The 14,968-nt window shown below is 69.1% G+C and carries 15 protein-coding genes; 10 read left to right on the forward strand and 5 right to left on the reverse strand.

What is annotated here, in order from left to right; genetic code table 11:
* Positions 1 to 176: 176 nt before the first annotated feature.
* Positions 177 to 1,385 (forward strand): Dickkopf N-terminal cysteine-rich domain-containing protein, encoded by a 1,209-nt coding sequence (locus tag D7V80_RS20610; RefSeq protein WP_120589771.1) that lies wholly within the window; start codon positions 177 to 179, stop codon positions 1,383 to 1,385.
* Between the two features lie 17 nt (positions 1,386 to 1,402).
* Here the strand turns inward: D7V80_RS20610 and D7V80_RS20615 are convergent, their stop codons facing one another.
* Entirely contained in the window at positions 1,403 to 2,392 is a 990-nt protein-coding gene (locus D7V80_RS20615; protein ID WP_120589772.1) for a class I SAM-dependent methyltransferase, read from the reverse strand.
* Positions 2,393 to 2,443: 51 nt separating this feature from the next.
* Between D7V80_RS20615 and D7V80_RS20620 the strand changes: the two genes are divergently transcribed.
* The 4 genes from D7V80_RS20620 to D7V80_RS20635 all read left to right on the forward strand — a co-directional run bounded on the left by D7V80_RS20620 (position 2,444) and on the right by D7V80_RS20635 (position 6,879).
* Positions 2,444 to 3,205 carry a crotonase/enoyl-CoA hydratase family protein gene (locus tag D7V80_RS20620; protein WP_120589773.1) on the forward strand — a complete coding sequence of 254 codons (762 nt, stop codon included), beginning with the start codon at positions 2,444 to 2,446 and terminating at the stop codon, positions 3,203 to 3,205.
* A gap of 63 nt (positions 3,206 to 3,268) precedes the next feature.
* Positions 3,269 to 4,414: a cystathionine gamma-synthase gene (locus D7V80_RS20625; protein ID WP_120589774.1), complete on the forward strand. Its 1,146-nt coding sequence runs from the start codon at positions 3,269 to 3,271 to the stop codon at positions 4,412 to 4,414.
* An 87-nt stretch (positions 4,415 to 4,501) separates the two neighbouring features.
* Positions 4,502 to 6,355: a discoidin domain-containing protein gene (locus D7V80_RS20630; protein WP_120589775.1), complete on the forward strand. Its 1,854-nt coding sequence runs from the start codon at positions 4,502 to 4,504 to the stop codon at positions 6,353 to 6,355.
* A gap of 74 nt (positions 6,356 to 6,429) precedes the next feature.
* On the forward strand, positions 6,430 to 6,879 hold the full coding sequence (locus D7V80_RS20635) for a MaoC family dehydratase (protein ID WP_014398842.1): 450 nt from the start codon (positions 6,430 to 6,432) through the stop codon (positions 6,877 to 6,879).
* A gap of 4 nt (positions 6,880 to 6,883) precedes the next feature.
* On the opposite strand, the gene D7V80_RS20640 is transcribed toward D7V80_RS20635, so the two are convergent.
* On the reverse strand, positions 6,884 to 7,261 hold the full coding sequence (locus D7V80_RS20640; RefSeq protein ID WP_120589776.1) for a hypothetical protein: 378 nt from the start codon (positions 7,259 to 7,261) through the stop codon (positions 6,884 to 6,886).
* A 51-nt stretch (positions 7,262 to 7,312) separates the two neighbouring features.
* Between D7V80_RS20640 and D7V80_RS20645 the strand changes: the two genes are divergently transcribed.
* The 3 genes from D7V80_RS20645 (at position 7,313) to D7V80_RS20655 (ending at position 8,726) form a co-directional block, all read left to right on the forward strand.
* The gene (locus tag D7V80_RS20645) at positions 7,313 to 7,771 is read left to right on the forward strand and encodes a hypothetical protein (protein WP_120589777.1); all 459 of its coding nucleotides are present in this window, start codon (positions 7,313 to 7,315) and stop codon (positions 7,769 to 7,771) included.
* A 151-nt stretch (positions 7,772 to 7,922) separates the two neighbouring features.
* A complete protein-coding gene (locus tag D7V80_RS20650) occupies positions 7,923 to 8,321 on the forward strand; it encodes a hypothetical protein (protein WP_120589778.1) in 399 nt (132 codons plus the stop codon).
* Positions 8,322 to 8,324: 3 nt separating this feature from the next.
* Complete coding sequence (locus tag D7V80_RS20655) at positions 8,325 to 8,726, forward strand: hypothetical protein (RefSeq protein WP_120589779.1); 402 nt, start codon at positions 8,325 to 8,327, stop codon at positions 8,724 to 8,726.
* Between the two features lie 99 nt (positions 8,727 to 8,825).
* Here the strand turns inward: D7V80_RS20655 and D7V80_RS20660 are convergent, their stop codons facing one another.
* On the reverse strand, positions 8,826 to 10,193 hold the full coding sequence (locus D7V80_RS20660; protein ID WP_120589780.1) for a pyridoxal-phosphate dependent enzyme: 1,368 nt from the start codon (positions 10,191 to 10,193) through the stop codon (positions 8,826 to 8,828).
* Positions 10,194 to 10,489: 296 nt separating this feature from the next.
* Between D7V80_RS20660 and D7V80_RS20665 the strand changes: the two genes are divergently transcribed.
* Both D7V80_RS20665 and D7V80_RS20670 read left to right on the forward strand, forming a co-directional pair.
* On the forward strand, positions 10,490 to 11,530 hold the full coding sequence (locus tag D7V80_RS20665) for an aminoglycoside phosphotransferase family protein (protein WP_120589781.1): 1,041 nt from the start codon (positions 10,490 to 10,492) through the stop codon (positions 11,528 to 11,530).
* Positions 11,531 to 11,534: 4 nt separating this feature from the next.
* Complete coding sequence (locus tag D7V80_RS20670; protein ID WP_120589782.1) at positions 11,535 to 12,563, forward strand: NDP-sugar synthase; 1,029 nt, start codon at positions 11,535 to 11,537, stop codon at positions 12,561 to 12,563.
* Here the strand turns inward: D7V80_RS20670 and D7V80_RS20675 are convergent.
* Complete coding sequence (locus D7V80_RS20675; protein ID WP_120589783.1) at positions 12,550 to 14,010, reverse strand: hypothetical protein; 1,461 nt, start codon at positions 14,008 to 14,010, stop codon at positions 12,550 to 12,552. The genes D7V80_RS20670 and D7V80_RS20675 overlap by 14 nt on opposite strands.
* Before the next feature lie 77 nt (positions 14,011 to 14,087).
* Positions 14,088 to 14,852 carry a Stp1/IreP family PP2C-type Ser/Thr phosphatase gene (locus tag D7V80_RS20680; RefSeq protein WP_120589784.1) on the reverse strand — a complete coding sequence of 255 codons (765 nt, stop codon included), beginning with the start codon at positions 14,850 to 14,852 and terminating at the stop codon, positions 14,088 to 14,090.
* Between the last annotated feature and the right edge of the window lie 116 nt (positions 14,853 to 14,968).

The raw sequence follows: 14,968 nt of genomic DNA on the forward strand, positions 1-14,968 counted from the left end.
TGTATCGGTGGTCCAGACGAGCACACTGCCTCCGTGCCCCTAGGTCTCCGGTCCGACGAAAAAAGATCAAAAAGATTTGATCAATCTGGCCCCCTCTTGCGTCGAAGGCTCTCGAAATCGGATGACCCCCCCGGTGGCCGGTCCGGACCCATCCCATTCCTTTGGAGCCCCCACTCATGAGGAACATCACGCTTCGCGGCACATTGGTCGTGCCGTTCCTTACGCTGTTAGGCCTGTTGTCGGGTTGCATCCTCGAGACGAATGGCGGCGGCTACTGGCCCGACGACGACTACGACTACAGCTACGGCTGTTCCACCACGTCTGACTGTGGCTCGAACCAATACTGTCACTCCGGCAGCTGCTGGGACCTGACCTCCGACTCCAAGAACTGCGTCTTCTCCAGCGAGTGTCCCGGCACGCAGATGTGCATCAACGGCTGGTGCGCCCAGTCGTGCTACCGCGACTCGGAATGTGGCGCGGGAGGCCGCTGCAAGGACAACTTCTGCACCTCCGGCACCAAGCCGGACGCGGGCACCTCGGACGGTGGCACCAAGCCGGATGCCGGCACCAAGCCGGACGCGGGCTCGGACGGCGGCACGAAGCCGGACGCGGGCTCGGACGGCGGCACCAAGCCGGACGCGGGTTCGGACGGCGGCTCCGCCCCGGTCTGCCGGGTCAATTCTGACTGCGGCGCGGACCACTACTGCATCAACGGCGCGTGCCGTCAGCAGTGCGACGACGACGACAAGTGCGGCCCTGGCGGCGTGTGCATCTCGGGCCTGTGCCACAAGCCGCAGACGGACCCGAACGCGTGCACCACGGAGGCCCAGTGCCCCACGGGCCGCGACTGCGTGAACGGCCAGTGCCGCGCGCCGTGCTCCTCCACGACGGAGTGCTCGGCGGACACCAAGTGCGAGGTGGGCTACTGCCTGCCCATCCCGTCCGGCGGCCAGTGCAAGGCCAACTGCGAGTGCCCGGCGGGCCAGGTCTGCAATAGCGGCCAGTGCAAGTCGCCGCAGCCGGACCCGGGCCAGTCGTGCCTCGCCAACTGCGACTGCCCCTCCGGCCAGGTGTGCAACGGCGGTTACTGCAAGCAGCCCGTGCCGGACGCGGGCTCGGGCAGCAACATCTCCTGCACGGTGAACTGCGAGTGCCCGTCCGGTGAGGTCTGCACCAGCGGCAAGTGCAAGCTGCCCCCGACGCAGCCGTCGAACGACGCGGGGACCTCCGGCACCGTGTGCCGCGCCAACTGCGAGTGCCCGGCCGGCCAGGCCTGCGCCAGCGGCCAGTGCAAGCCGGTGAACAACGGCTCCGGCAAGGTCTGCCAGGCCAACTGCGAGTGCCCGTCCGGCGAGCGCTGCCAGGACAACGTCTGCTGGCTGTAGCCGTCAGCGGATGACGCTCACCGCGAGGGGGCCACCATGCGCCAGCATCGGTGGATCTCCTTGCGGTGAAAGTCCTCGGGGATGGAGCGGGGGGTGATTTCCTCCACCTGCGCCATGCCCCGGGTCGCGGAGTCCTTCAGCTCGAAGCCCAGGAAGTTGGTGGAGAAGTAGAGGACGCCTCCGGGGGCCATCAGCGCCCGGAGGTGTTCCAGCATCCGCACGTGGTCGCGCTGCACGTCGAAGGTGCCCGACATCTTCTTCGACGTGGAGAACGACGGCGGGTCGCAGACGATGAGGTCGTACTGCTCATCCCCGTGCTTCGCCTGGTCCTCCAGCCACGCCTTCGCGTCCGCGCGGATGAGCACGTGGCGTGGGTCCGCCAGGCCGTTGAGGACCAGGTTGTCCTCCGCCCAGTCCAGGTACGTGTTGGACAGGTCCACGCTCACGCTGCCCGCCGCGCCGCCCGCCGCCGCGTACACGGTGAACGCGCCGGTGTACGCGAAGAGGTTGAGGAAGTGCTTCCCCTTGGCCTCGCTGCGCACGCGCGCGCGGGTGTTGCGGTGGTCCATGAAGAGGCCGGTGTCCAGGTAGTCGCCCAGGTTCACCCAGAACTTGAGGCCCTGCTCCTCCACCACCAGCCGCTCGCTGCCCTCTCCCACGCGGCCGTACTGCGAGCGGCCCCAGGGCTGGGGCGTGTGCGTCTTCACGGACGTGCGCTCGGGCGGCACGCCCAGCACGGCGGTGACGGCGGCGAGCACCTCGTCGCGCTCCGAACTCTCCGTGGCGCCCTTCGCGTGGGCCTTGCGGCGGGGGAACTCCACGACGTGGGCGTGGTCGCCGTAGAGGTCCACGGCGTAGGGGTACTCGGGGATGTCCCGGTCGTAGACGCGGAAGGCGGTGAGCCCCTGCGCGCGGGCCCACTTGCGCAGGCGCTTCGCGTTCTTGCGCAGGCGGTTCTCGAACATGCCACCCGCGCCCTGCGTCTCCTGTTTGCCTTCGTCCGACATGGCTCCCCTCATATTGCAGGCCGCCCCGGGGGCGGGGGAAAACCACCGCCCATGAGCGTGCGCGTCGAGAAGAACGGCCCCGTCACCACCGTCATCCTCCACCGGCCAGAGGTCCGCAACGCGGTGGACGCTGGCACGGCCCAGGCTCTGGCGGACGCCTTCCGCGCCTTCGACGCGGACCCCGACGCGAAGGTGGGCGTCCTCTACGGCGACGCGGGCACCTTCTGCGCGGGCGCGGACCTCAAGGCCGTGTCGGAAGGACGCCTGCTGCGCCTGGAGCCGGACGGGGACGGGCCCATGGGGCCTTCGCGCCTGCGCCTGTCCAAGCCCGTGGTGGCGGCCATCAGCGGCCACGCGGTGGCGGGCGGTCTGGAGCTGGCGCTGTGGTGCGACCTGCGCGTGGCGGAGGAGGACGCGGTGCTGGGCGTCTTCTGCCGCCGCTGGGGCGTGCCGCTCATCGACGGGGGCACCGTGCGCCTGCCCCGGCTGATTGGCCTGTCGCGCGCGCTGGACCTCATCCTCACCGGCCGCCCCGTGTCGTCTGGCGAGGCGCTGGGCATGGGCCTGGTCAACCGCGTGGTGCCGAAGGGGGAGGCCCGGGCCGCGGCGGAGGCGCTGGCCTCCCAAATCGCCTTCTTCCCCCAGGCCTGCATGAACGCGGACCGGGCGTCCGCCTACGCCCAGGGGGACGTGGCCTTCGAAGACGCGATGCGCCAGGAGTTCGGGGCCGGGGTGAAGGTGCTCCAGACGGAGGCCATCCCCGGGGCCACGCGCTTCGCGAAGGGGGCGGGCCGGCACGGCCAGTTCGACTAGGACGACTCCGGAACCGGCAGGGAGCGCTGCACGGCCGGTGGGACTGTGTTAGTTCGCGAAGCCATGCGCTTCGACACGCTCGCCATCCACGCCGGCCAGGAGCCGGATCCCACCACCGGCGCCATCATGACGCCCGTGTACCTGACCTCCACCTACGTCCAGGACGGGCCGGGGGAGCACAAGGGCTACGAGTACAGCCGCACGCAGAACCCCACGCGCAAGGCGCTGCAGGACTGCCTGGCCGCGCTGGAAGGCGCGAAGTACGGCGCCGCGTTCGCGTCCGGCCTGGCCGGCACGGACATGCTGATGCACATGCTGGAGGCCGGTGACCACGTCATCGTCTCCGACGACGTGTACGGCGGCACCTTCCGCATCTTCGACAAGGTGTTCAAGCGCTCCGGCCTGAACTTCTCCTTCGTGGACCTCTCCAAGCCGGAGAACTTCGAGGCGGCCATCACTCCGAAGACCAAGATGGTCTGGGTGGAGACGCCGACGAACCCGATGCTCAAGCTCATCGACCTGGCGCGCATCGCCGAGGTCGCCAAGAAGCGCGGCATCATCTCCGTCGCGGACAACACGTTCATGACGCCGTACTTCCAGAAGCCCCTCAACCTGGGCTTCGACGTCGTGGCGCACTCCACGACGAAGTACCTCAACGGCCACAGCGACGTGGTGGGCGGCTTCGTCTGCACCAGCCGCGACGACATCGCGGAGCGGATGTACTTCCTGCAGAACGCGGTGGGCGGCGTGTCCGGCGCCTTCGACAGCTTCCTCGTGCTGCGCGGCGTGAAGACGCTGCACGTGCGCATGGACCGCCACGCGCAGAACGCGATGAAGGTGGCCCAGTACCTGTCCACGCACAAGCAGGTGAAGAAGGTCACCTACCCGGGCCTGGAGACGCATCCGCAGTACGCGCTCGCCAAGCAGCAGATGACCGGCTTCGGCGGCATGCTGACGTTCGACATCCACGGCGGCCTGGAGGCGGCGCGCACCTTCCTCAAGACGGTGAAGGTCTTCGCCTGCGCCGAGTCCCTGGGCGGCGTCGAGTCCCTCATCGAGCACCCGGCCATCATGACCCACGCCTCCATCCCCAGGGAGACGCGGGAGAAGCTGGGCATCGCGGATGGCTTCATCCGCCTGTCCGTCGGCATCGAGGACGCGCAGGACCTCATCGACGACCTCGCGAACGCGCTCGACCGCGTGAAGTAGTCCCCGGCGCTCGCTCGCGCTCCAGGCAGCCGGCCCTGCCCTCTGGGGCAGGGGGAATGTTGGTTGGTACACAACGTTTCCGGCGCGATGCGTAACCGACTGCTTGGCCCCACCTGCCTCCTGGGCGCGTGGCTCGCGACTGGCTGCGAGTCACCGCCCGCTCCCACTGACACCGACGTTCCTCCCGTCGCGCTGCCGACTCCGTCAGCGCAAGACGAGGAGGCCACGCTCTCCGCGTCCAACTGCAACCAGCTCGTCACCAAGGCGGTGACGGCCAGCGGTGACGACGGCAACGTTCCCGCCAACACGCAGGACGACAACCTGGGCACGCGCTGGAGCGCGCAGGGGACGGGCGTGTGGCTCCAGATGGACCTGGGCTCGGCGCAGACGCTCACGGGCACCACCATCGCGTGGCACCGGGGCAACGAGCGCCAGAACCACTTCGTCGTCTCCACGTCCACGGACGGCAGCGCCTTCACCCAGGCGTACGCGGGTGACAGCGCGCTCAACACGTCCGCGCAGACGGTGGCGTTCTCCTCGCGCAGCGCGCGCTACGTGCGCATCACCGTCAACGGCAACACGGTGAACGACTGGAACTCCATCGCGGAGACCCGCGCGTGCGCGGCCAGTGCGCCGCCGTCCTCCAGCGACTCCGGCCCCGCGCTGCCGCGCCAGCCGTACCTGCAGAGCGTGAAGCAGACGTCCGCCATCGTGGCCTTCCGCACCGCCAGCAGCTGCAACCCCACGGTGCGCTACGGCGAGGGCACCAGCCTCACGTCCTCCGTCAGCGCGGGCGTGTCCGGCACGCGCCACGCGGTGAAGCTGGACGGCCTGTCCGCGGGCCGCACCTACGGCTACGTGGTGGAGGCCTGCGGCAGCAAGACGGGCCTGCGGAGCTTCCAGACGTCCACGACGTCCTCGGCCACCAAGGCGCACTTCACCGCGATGGGCGACTTCGGCACCGGCGGCAGCATGCAGAAGAAGGTGATGGCGGTGATGAACACGCCGCAGTGGCGCTCGGAGCTGCTCCTGGCCCTGGGCGACAACGCCTACCCGAACGGGACGGACGCGGAGTTCCAGGCGCACCTCTTCGCGCCCATGGCGGGCCTGCTGCGCGAAGTGCCCATGTTCGCCACGCCCGGCAACCACGAGTACGTGACGAACCAGGCGCAGCCCTACCTGGACAACATGTACCTGCCGGCCAACAACCCGCAGGGCACCGAGCGCTACTACTCGTTCGACTGGGGCCCGGTGCACTTCATCTCCCTGGACTCCAACTGCGCGGTGGGCCTGGCGTCCGCGGACCGGTGCACGCTCGCGGCGCAGAAGGCGTGGGCGGAGTCGGACCTCGCCGCGAACACGCGCCCGTGGGTGGTGGCCTTCTTCCACCACCCGTCGTGGTCCAGCGGTGAGCACGGCTCGCAGCTCACCATGCGCCGCCAGTTCGGCCCGCTGTTCGAGAAGTACGGCGTGGACCTGGTGCTCACCGGCCATGACCACGACTACGAGCGCAGCAAGCCCATGTTCGGCGACAACGTGGCCTCCAGCACCCAGCGCGGCATCCCGTACCTCGTGGTGGGCAGCGGCGGCGCCACGCTGCGTCCCTTCCCCAGCAGCCAGCCCGCGTGGACCGCACTGCGTGACAACCAGGCCTACGGCTTCCTGGACGTGACCGTGGATGGCGGCACGCTCACCGCGCGGCTGATCACCTCCAGCAACACCGTGCGCGACACGCTGACGCTCAGGAAGACGCTGGCCAAGGCTTCGGCCCGCGGCGTCCAGGCCAGCGCGCTGGAGGCGGAGGAGGCCGCTGCGGAGGAGGCGCACGACACGCCTCCGGGCCCCACGGACGACCGCGCCGAGCCGGTGCAGCGCGGCCCCGTGCCGCCCGCGGACACGCTGGAGTCCGTGGCCGACCCCGAAGAGCCGCTTCCGCAGTAGCCGCGAGGCCCGCCGGAGGGTAGGGAAGGGCGGAATGAACCGCCGGCGGGCCCGGCACCCACAGAAGGGACACCATGCGCTACTTCGAGGACTTCCCCGTCGGCGAAATCATGGAGCGGGGGCCGTACGTGGTGACGCGCGAGGAGATCATCGCGTTCGCGCGCCAGTTCGACCCCCAGCCCTTCCACATCGACGAGGACGCCGCCGGCAAGAGCATCTACGGCGGCATCATCGCCAGCGGGTGGCACACCGCCGCCATCTGCCACAAGCTCATGGTGGAGGGCCTGCTGGGCCAGGCCGCCGGAATGGGTTCGCCCGGCCTGGACGAGCTGCGCTGGAAGAAGCCGGTGCGCCCCGGTGACTCGCTCCGGATCCGCATCGAGACGCTGGAGGCGAGGCCCTCCGCGAGCAAGCCGGACCGCGGCGCGCTCAAGCTCCGCCTGGAGGTCGTGAACCAGCACGGCGAGGTGGTGATGACGGAGGTGGCCAACGCCCTCTTCGCCCGCCGCCCGCCGGCGCCCTGACGCTTCATTCCACCTGCACGGTGCAGTCCCCCAGCTCCAGCAGCAGGGGCTCCCGCATGGGGACGCGCCACGTCTCGCCGGGCGTTGAAGCCGTGGTGCCCCCGGCGGTCGTGGTGCCCTCCACCACCGTCACGATGGATGGACTGAACGGCCGCGCGTCTCCCCACGCGAGCGTGCCCGCGTCCGCATCCAGCCGGACCGTCGCGAAGTTCTCCGGCACCCGCAGCCACTCGCGCAGGTCCGGGGTGAGGTCGGGGACGCGCGCGAGGTCCCAGTCGAAGAGGCAGGGCTCCAGGCTGGCCTCGCCCTCCATCCCGTCACTGAAGCGGACCCGGACGACGAAGGGCGCGACACAGCGGGCTTCGAGAATCGTGGCGGCCATTTTGAGTTCCGGGGCTGACCTGGGTTACCAATAAGCCCAAAGGAGAAGCCCATGTCCAATCCCAATGAGGTCGTGCCTCCTCCGGCGCCCAGCCGGCTGAAGCGCCCCGTGGAAGTGGTGCGCGCGGAGCTGCTCGCGGATCCCGACGTGAAGCAGCAGGCGGAGATGCTGAAGATCCCCGTCGCGCAGTACGTGGAGAAGATCCTCGACTACGCCATCCACCCGGACAAGCCGCCCCAGCTGGAGATCATCCCCGACGAGGAGCTCAAGGCGCGCGACCCGAAGATCGCCACGGTGGAGGAGATTGGCACCCACCTGCAGAAGATCATCGACGGCGAGGTCGTCATCAGCCCCGCCCAGCAGCGCGACGGCTTCAGCAGCGACAAGAGCCACGAGCAGCGCTACAGCGCCGCGTTGGGCTCCGCCGCGAAGCCCGGCCAGACCGTGGCCCCCAAGCCCGGCGCCGCCGTGGATCCCGCGGAAGCCAAGAAGGGCCCCATCCGGGGCTGAGCCGTCCCGCCAAGGCCCTGGAATTCCAGGGCTTTTCGGTGGGAGGCCCGGATAATCCTGGGACCGGAAACTTCTCCGGCGTCCTTCCGAGAATCCCACTGTCAGTCTCACTTCGAGGGCCCGCGCGGCCCTCCACGAAAAGGATCAGACCATGGGTGGCATCGGCAAGGCTCTCGGCAAGGTGATGGACATCGTCAAGCCGTTCGTGACGATGGTGAACCCGCTCCTGGGCGCGGCGATGAGCTTCGCCAGCGGCCTGATGCAGGGCAAGAACCCCCTCCAGTCGCTGCTGGGCGCGGCCACCGACCTCATCCCGGGCGGCGGCGTGCTCAAGAACGCGCTGGGGACCTTCGCCAACTCCGGCCTGATGGACGGCGCGGGCGGCAACAGCCTGCTGTCCGGCGCGCTGAACCTGGCGAAGGGCAAGAGCAAGGTCACCGACATCCTTGGCGACCTGTTCAAGTCCAACAAGAGCAACCCGCTCACCAACCTGGGCATGAACAACGCGGCCGAGCTCGCCGCGCAGCGCATGTCGACGTTCGTCTCCTAGTCCATGAAGCCCGTCCGCTTCGACCCCAAGGTCCACCACGATCTGCTCAACCTGTGGCGCAAGCCGTGGGATGAGACGATGACGCCGGAGGCCCTGCCGGAATACGGCTTCGTGGTGCCGGACAAGGCGGCGGGCTTCCTGTACCGCACGGACAGCTCGGTGGCGTTGATTGAAGGCATCATCGCCGCGCCCGGGCTGTCCAAGGAGGACCGCAACGAAGCGGTCAACGCCATCGTCGCCGCCGTCCGCGACGAGGCCCGGCGCCAGGGCTTCAAGCTGCTCCTGGGCTACTCGCAGCTGGACGCCATCAAGAACCGCGCGGAGCGCTTCGGCTTCATGCACGTGGGGCCGGGCTTCCACATGGTGGCCCTGGACCTGACGAGGCCGGACCCGCCGGGACTCTGAAGAGACACGCAGCACTGCTCAGGAAACACGACGGGCCCGAAGGGAGGATGTCCTCCTCCTTCCGGGCCCGCGGTGTTTCAGGGCGTTGTGCCCGCGGCCTTAAGCGGCGGTGCGGTGCAGGTAATCGATGAGGTCGATCTTCGTGACGATGGCGACGACCGTCTCGCCGTCCTTCACCACGGCCACGTTGTCGCGCGCGAAGATTTCACGCAGCCGGTCGATGCTGGCCTCGGCGGACACGGCGCCCTGGAGCGGGGCGACGATGGGGTCGATGGAGTCCTGGAACTTCACCTTGTTGGCGACCAGGGCGTTGAGCAGGTCGTACTCGTGCACCATGCCCACGGCGCGGCCGTCGTCGGACACCACGGGCATCTGGCTGATGCCGTTGCTGCGCATGGTCTCCACCACGTGGTCCACGCGGTCACCGCGCTTCGCGGTCTTCAGGTCGCGGGGCTTCGCGCCGATGATGTCGCGCACGGTGCCAGCGCCCTTCTCCTGCATGAAGCCGTTGTCGCGCATCCACTCGTCGGAGTGGAACTTGCTGATGTAGCTGCTGCCGGAGTCCGGCAGGACGACCACGATGGTCTTCCCCTTGCCGACTTCCTTGGCCAGCTGCACCGCCACGTGCACCGCCGCGCCGGACGAGCCGCCCGCGAAGATGCCCTCCTCGCGCGCGAGGCGGCGCGCGGCGTTGAAGCACATGCGGTCATCCACCTGGCGCACGTCGTCCACGACCTTGAAGTCCATGGCGCCGCAGAGCATGTCCTCGCCAATGCCCTCGACCTTGTAGACGTGCGGCTCGGTGAGCTTGCCCGTCTTGAAGTAGCCCTCGTAGACGGAGCCTTCCGGATCCACGCCGACGTTCTTCAGGCCGGGGATCTTCTCCTTGAGGAACTTGCCGGCGCCGCTCATGGTGCCGCCGGTGCCCAGGCCGGAGACGAAGTAGTCAATCTTCCCGTCGGTCTGCTGGAAGATCTCCGGACCCGTCGTGTGGTAGTGCGCCTCGATGTTGTCCGGGTTGTGGTACTGGTTCAGCATGAACGCGCCCGGCGTCTCCTTGGCCAGGCGCTTGGACGTCTCGTAGTAGCTGCGCGGGTCTTCCGCCGGGACGTTCGTCGGCGTGACGACGACCTGGGCGCCCATGGCCTTCAGGCGGTTGATCTTCTCCAGGGACATCTTGTCCGGCATGGTGAAGATGCACTTGTAGCCCTTCACCGCCGCGGCCAGCGCCACGCCCATGCCGGTGTTGCCGGACGTGTTCTCCACGATGGTGCCGCCGGGCTTGAGCTTCCCTTCCCGCTCGGCCTTTTCGATGATGTAGAGCGCCATGCGGTCCTTGATGGACGCGCCGGGGTTCATGAACTCGCACTTCACGAGCACGGTGGCGTCGTTCGGACCGACGAGCTTGTTGAGCTTCACCAGCGGCGTGTGGCCAATGGCGGTGAGAATGTTCTGTTGGATGTCCATCGTGCGTGGCTTCCCGATAAAAAGTGGGGGTCGAGGCCTTATATGTGCTCCGCCCCGTCAGGGGGAACATGCCCGAAGGCGGGCCCCTTCCTGACGCAGGATGCCGCGACCGGGAATGCGTTGCCCTGGCGCTCGGGGGACAGGCCTCCCCGGACGGGGGCTGGAGGTTCCTCGTCGCGTAGGCGACAGGGCAGGCGGCTGGCGGACGCGTGGCCCACGCGGGCTTTGACCCGCCGCGCCGTGCCTCCGATACTCGCGGGCGTCTTTTCCTTCCCCCGCTGGAGTACCCGCCCCCCATGGAACTTGAGGCCGCCCTTCGCGACCAGGTGGGACAGGCCATTGGCCGTCCCGTCCCCGATGCCCCCATCAAGAAGTTGAAGGGCGACGCGAGCAACCGCTCCTACTACCGCGTCGGCAGCGCCCCGGAGAGCTGGGTGCTGATGGTGATGCCGCCGGACGCGACGAAGAAGAGCGAGGAGGCCACCAAGGGCGAGCCCCCGAAGGAGCTGCCCTTCATCAACGTGCACCGCTACCTGGAGAAGCTGGGCGTGCGCGTGCCGCGCATCCTCCGCTACGACGAGCCCGCGGGCATCATGGTGCTGGAGGACCTGAGCGACATCACGTTCGAGTCCGCGCTGGAAGGCGGCCGCCACAACCAGGCGCTCTACACGCGCGCGGTGGACCTGCTGGCGAAGCTGCGCGTGCAGGCGGAGAAGCAGCGGGACCCGGAGTGCCTGGCCTTCACGCGCGCCTTCGACGAGGACCTGTACGACTGGGAGCTGCACCACTTCCGCGAGTGGGGCCTGGAGGCCTGGAGCGGCAAGCAGCCCACGGCCGTGGAGCGCGCGGAGCTGGACGCCACGTTCCGGGACATCGCGAAGACGCTTGCCGCCGCGCCGCGAGGCTTCACGCACCGCGACTACCAGAGCCGCAACATCATGGTGAAGGAGGGCGAGCTGGTGGTCATCGACTTCCAGGACGCGCTCCAGGGACCGCGCCAGTACGACCTGGTGGCGCTCCTGCGCGACAGCTACGTGGAGCTGGACCGCGACTTCGTGGACACGATGCTGGACCGCTACATCGCCACGTTCGAGCAGGAGAGCGGGGAGAAGATCGACGCGAAGGAGTTCAAGGCGTTCTTCGACCTGCTCACCATCCAGCGCAAGCTGAAGGACGCGGGCCGCTTCGAGTTCATCCACCGCGTGAAGGGCAATCCGGGCTTCCTCGTGTCCATCCCGGCGTCGCTGCGCTACGTGAAGGCCGCGTTCGCGCGCCGGCCGGAGCTGGCGGGGCTGCAGAAGCTGATCGCGAAGTACGTGCCCGAGCTGGCGGCCTGAAGACATGAAAGCGATGGTCCTCTGCGCGGGCCTGGGCACGCGCCTGCGCCCGCTCACGGAGCGCTGGCCGAAGCCGGCCATGCCGTTCCTCGGTCAGCCGCTGCTGCGCTACCACCTGTCGGTGTTGAAGGCCGCGGGCGTGACGGAGGTGGGCATCAACACGCACCACCTGCCGGACACGATGGCGGCGGTGGCCCGCGCGGAGTGCGAGCGCGCGGGGCTGCCGCTGCACGTGGTGCACGAGCCCGTCATCCAGGGCACGGGCGGAGGCATCCGCGGCCTGCGAGACTTCCTCTCCGGCGAGGACTTCCTCGTGTTCAACGGGGACATCCTCTTCCCGGTGGACCTGAAGCCCGTGGTCGCGGCGCACCGTGAGTCCGGTGCGGTGGCGACGATGGTGCTCCTGCCCATGCCGGAAGGGGAGAAGTACGCGGCGGTGGAGGCGGACGCGGGCGGGCAGGTGCGCCGCATCGCGGGGTACGGGCCGGGCGGTGAGGGCCTGCGTCCATGGCACTTCACGGGCGTGCACGTGATGTCCCCCAGCGTGTTCGACTTCATGACGGCGGAAGGCCCCGAGGACATCAACCGCGAGGTCTACGTGCGGGTGATGCAGGCGGGGCTCCAGGTGCGGGGCCACGCGGTGGACGCGTACTGGTCCGACCTGGGCATGCCGTCGCGCTACCTGGCCACGGTGCGGGACGTGCTCGAAGGGCGTGTGCCGTTGCAGGCGCTGGGGAAGGACTCGCCGCTTCACGGGCTGAAGGCCGGGGCGGACGGAGCCTGGATTCACCCGGAGGCCCGCGTCGCGGGGACGGTGCGCGGGCCCGCGTTCGTGGGCGCGGGCAGCGTCGTGGACGCGGAGGCCGCCGTGGGCCCGGGCGTGTCGGTGGGCCCGGGAGCGCGGGTGGGGCAGGGCGCGCGGCTCGAGCGCTGCGCCGTGTTCGAGGAGACGCAGGTGGCCCCCGGAGAGGCGCTCACCGAGGTGCTCGCGTGGGGCCCGCACCGCGTGCCCGCGCCGCTCACGGGGCGCTGAGTACCTTCACACCGGAGCCATCAGGTCTCCAGGTGGCTTCGAGCGTGAGGAGGGAGCCGAACGTCACGCGCAGCTTCTGCCCCGGCGTGGCCCAGTGGAGCTTCGGGATGATGTCCTCGTCGGCGCTCTCCGGGTACTGCGCCAAGTGCTGCTTGCCGTCCGAGATGCCGCTGCCGCAGTCGTCCCAGGTCAGCAGGACGGTCCGTTTCGGCCCCTGCTTCTCCAGGCGCACGAGCCGCACCGTGACGACGGTCGCGCCGCCGCAGGGGCCGTCCGTGTAGCGGCCATACATGGGGTCATCGCTCCGCTCCACGAGTCCCGGCGTGCCGTCCTTGAACCGGAACGTCTCCACCACCTCGCTGGACAGCGCGGCGCGCAGGCCGCCCGGCGCCCGGGAGAGGTACAGCGTCGCCGGGGCGCCCGGGGCCTTCAACTGGAGGCTCGCGGTGTCCCCGCCCACGAACGGGGTGGGCGGACCGAAGACGCTGGCCTGGGGGCTGTATCCGGTGACGTCATCGAGCGTCACGGAGCAGAGCCGCCCCATGGTGCTCCAGGGGACCTTGCGGAGCACCCGCACGCCGGTCCACGTCTCCCCCGTGCGCAGGAAGTAGGGCGGCAGCTCATCGAACGCCTGCTTCGCGCCGGGCGCCTTGGTCAGGGGCCGCCCCAGCTCCGGAAGGCCCTCCACCAGCTTCATCGTGAGCGGCTTCGCGAGCTTCACGGTCCGCAGCGTCTCCGCGTCGCCCCACTTCGGGGCCGGGTTCGTGGAGCGCAGCGTCTCCTTCGTGCCCGCCGCGCCCGCGTCGATGGCGTCCACCCGGACGCGCAACGTGCGCACGCCGTCCTTCGGGACGAACAGCAGCGCCCCGGGCTGGAGCACCGCGCGCACGTGGTAGCCCGTGGCCGTCCGCAGCACTTCGTAGCGCACGTCGCCTTCGCCCAGGGCCGGGGTCAGGCCCGGGTAGCGCTCCAGGTCGTAGAGCACGGGGGGCCGGCCGTCCGGAAAGAAGCCCAGGTGCGCGAGCCCCAGCAGCACCCGCGTCCGCTTGGGCGCCGTGCCCAGCTGCTCGCGCACGGCCCGCTGATCCTCCTCGCAGCCTTTGTCCACCGGGGACTCGTCGCGGATGATGGCCTCGAGCGCCTTCGGGTCGTCCTTGCCGCTCACCGTGAAGAGCTTCCCCTCGGGGGCCGTGGTGACGACGCGGGAAGGCATCAGCGCGTCGGGCGCCTCCAACCCGAACCACACCTCCACGTGATCCGAGTGCACGTCGTCCGTCGCGGCCGACGGCGTCGTGTCCACCACGTCCACGTCCAGCACCAGCTGCTGCCCGTCCGAGACGAGCGTCGCGACCGACGTGGGCGCCGTTCCTCCGGAGCCTCCGAGGGGCGCCGAGAAGTCAGGCGGGGCCGCCATCAGCAGCAGGCCGGTCAGCAGGTTCCAGGACATGGGGACTCCTCAAGACGAAGGCCCGCGCTCCCTTCCGGGGGGCACGGGCCTTCACGCGTCCGGATGGGACGGGTGCCTCAGGCGGCGTGGTAGCGCGCGAGCACGCAGGTGACGTTGTCGTTGCCGCCCGCCGCGTTGGCCAGGTCGATGAGCTGGCCGCACGCCTTCTCCAGCTCCGGCGTGCGCGACAGGATGTCCTGCATCTGCGCGTCGGTGATCATGCCGCTCAGGCCGTCCGAGCACAGCAGGAAGACGTCGTTCTCCAGCGGATCCACGCGGGTGACGTCCACCTGCACCTGCTCCTTCATCCCCAGCGCCCGGACGATGACGTTCTTGTGGGGGAAGTTCTCGATCTCCTCCGGCGTGAGCTTCTTCGCCTTGAGGTAGTCGTTGAGCAGCGAGTGGTCCTCCGTCACCTGCTGGAGGATGCCGCCGCGGAAGAAGTACACGCGGCTGTCGCCCACGTGGCCCACGTAGACGCCGTTCTCCGCGAAGTGCACGGACACGATGGTGGTGCCCATGCCCTTGTACTTGGAGTCCACCGTGGCGCGCTCGAAGATGCGCGCGTTCGCCAGCTTGATGCCGGTGGCCAGGCGGTTCTCGTCGTAGTTGCGCTGCTTGTCCATCTTGAAGGGCCAGGTGGCGTCCTGGTCCTTGGACGTGAGGCGGAAGAACTCACCCAGCTCGTCCACCGCGATGCGGCTGGCGATCTCCCCGGACGAATGGCCTCCCATTCCGTCCGCCACGCACACGAGGTTCTCCTCGGTGAGCACGAGGTAGTTGTCCTCGTTGTGGTTCCGCTTCATCCCGACGTGGGTGCTGCCGGCGACCTCGATACGCATGCGAAGGGACTCTTCCGGGGGAGAGGCGTGAAAATCGGGGCGCGACGTTAACAAAGCGCTCCGAAAGGGGTCAAAAACCTCTCGTCTGTCCCAGCATCTATCTCTTATACACATCT

The sequence above is a fragment of the Corallococcus sp. CA054B genome, from assembly GCF_003611625.1.
GTDB classification, from domain to species: Bacteria; Myxococcota; Myxococcia; order Myxococcales; family Myxococcaceae; genus Corallococcus; species Corallococcus coralloides.

Bases quoted from the DNA above. Each gene is read 5' to 3' on its own strand.
- D7V80_RS20610 (WP_120589771.1), top strand. From the start codon at position 177: ATGAGGAACATCACGCTTCGCGGCACATTGGTCGTGCCGTTCCTTACG.
- D7V80_RS20615 (WP_120589772.1), bottom strand. From the start codon at position 2,392: ATGTCGGACGAAGGCAAACAGGAGACGCAGGGCGCGGGTGGCATGTTC.
- D7V80_RS20620 (WP_120589773.1), top strand. From the start codon at position 2,444: ATGAGCGTGCGCGTCGAGAAGAACGGCCCCGTCACCACCGTCATCCTC.
- D7V80_RS20625 (WP_120589774.1), top strand. From the start codon at position 3,269: ATGCGCTTCGACACGCTCGCCATCCACGCCGGCCAGGAGCCGGATCCC.
- D7V80_RS20630 (WP_120589775.1), top strand. From the start codon at position 4,502: ATGCGTAACCGACTGCTTGGCCCCACCTGCCTCCTGGGCGCGTGGCTC.
- D7V80_RS20635 (WP_014398842.1), top strand. From the start codon at position 6,430: ATGCGCTACTTCGAGGACTTCCCCGTCGGCGAAATCATGGAGCGGGGG.
- D7V80_RS20640 (WP_120589776.1), bottom strand. From the start codon at position 7,261: ATGGCCGCCACGATTCTCGAAGCCCGCTGTGTCGCGCCCTTCGTCGTC.
- D7V80_RS20645 (WP_120589777.1), top strand. From the start codon at position 7,313: ATGTCCAATCCCAATGAGGTCGTGCCTCCTCCGGCGCCCAGCCGGCTG.
- D7V80_RS20650 (WP_120589778.1), top strand. From the start codon at position 7,923: ATGGGTGGCATCGGCAAGGCTCTCGGCAAGGTGATGGACATCGTCAAG.
- D7V80_RS20655 (WP_120589779.1), top strand. From the start codon at position 8,325: ATGAAGCCCGTCCGCTTCGACCCCAAGGTCCACCACGATCTGCTCAAC.
- D7V80_RS20660 (WP_120589780.1), bottom strand. From the start codon at position 10,193: ATGGACATCCAACAGAACATTCTCACCGCCATTGGCCACACGCCGCTG.
- D7V80_RS20665 (WP_120589781.1), top strand. From the start codon at position 10,490: ATGGAACTTGAGGCCGCCCTTCGCGACCAGGTGGGACAGGCCATTGGC.
- D7V80_RS20670 (WP_120589782.1), top strand. From the start codon at position 11,535: ATGAAAGCGATGGTCCTCTGCGCGGGCCTGGGCACGCGCCTGCGCCCG.
- D7V80_RS20675 (WP_120589783.1), bottom strand. From the start codon at position 14,010: ATGTCCTGGAACCTGCTGACCGGCCTGCTGCTGATGGCGGCCCCGCCT.
- D7V80_RS20680 (WP_120589784.1), bottom strand. From the start codon at position 14,852: ATGCGTATCGAGGTCGCCGGCAGCACCCACGTCGGGATGAAGCGGAAC.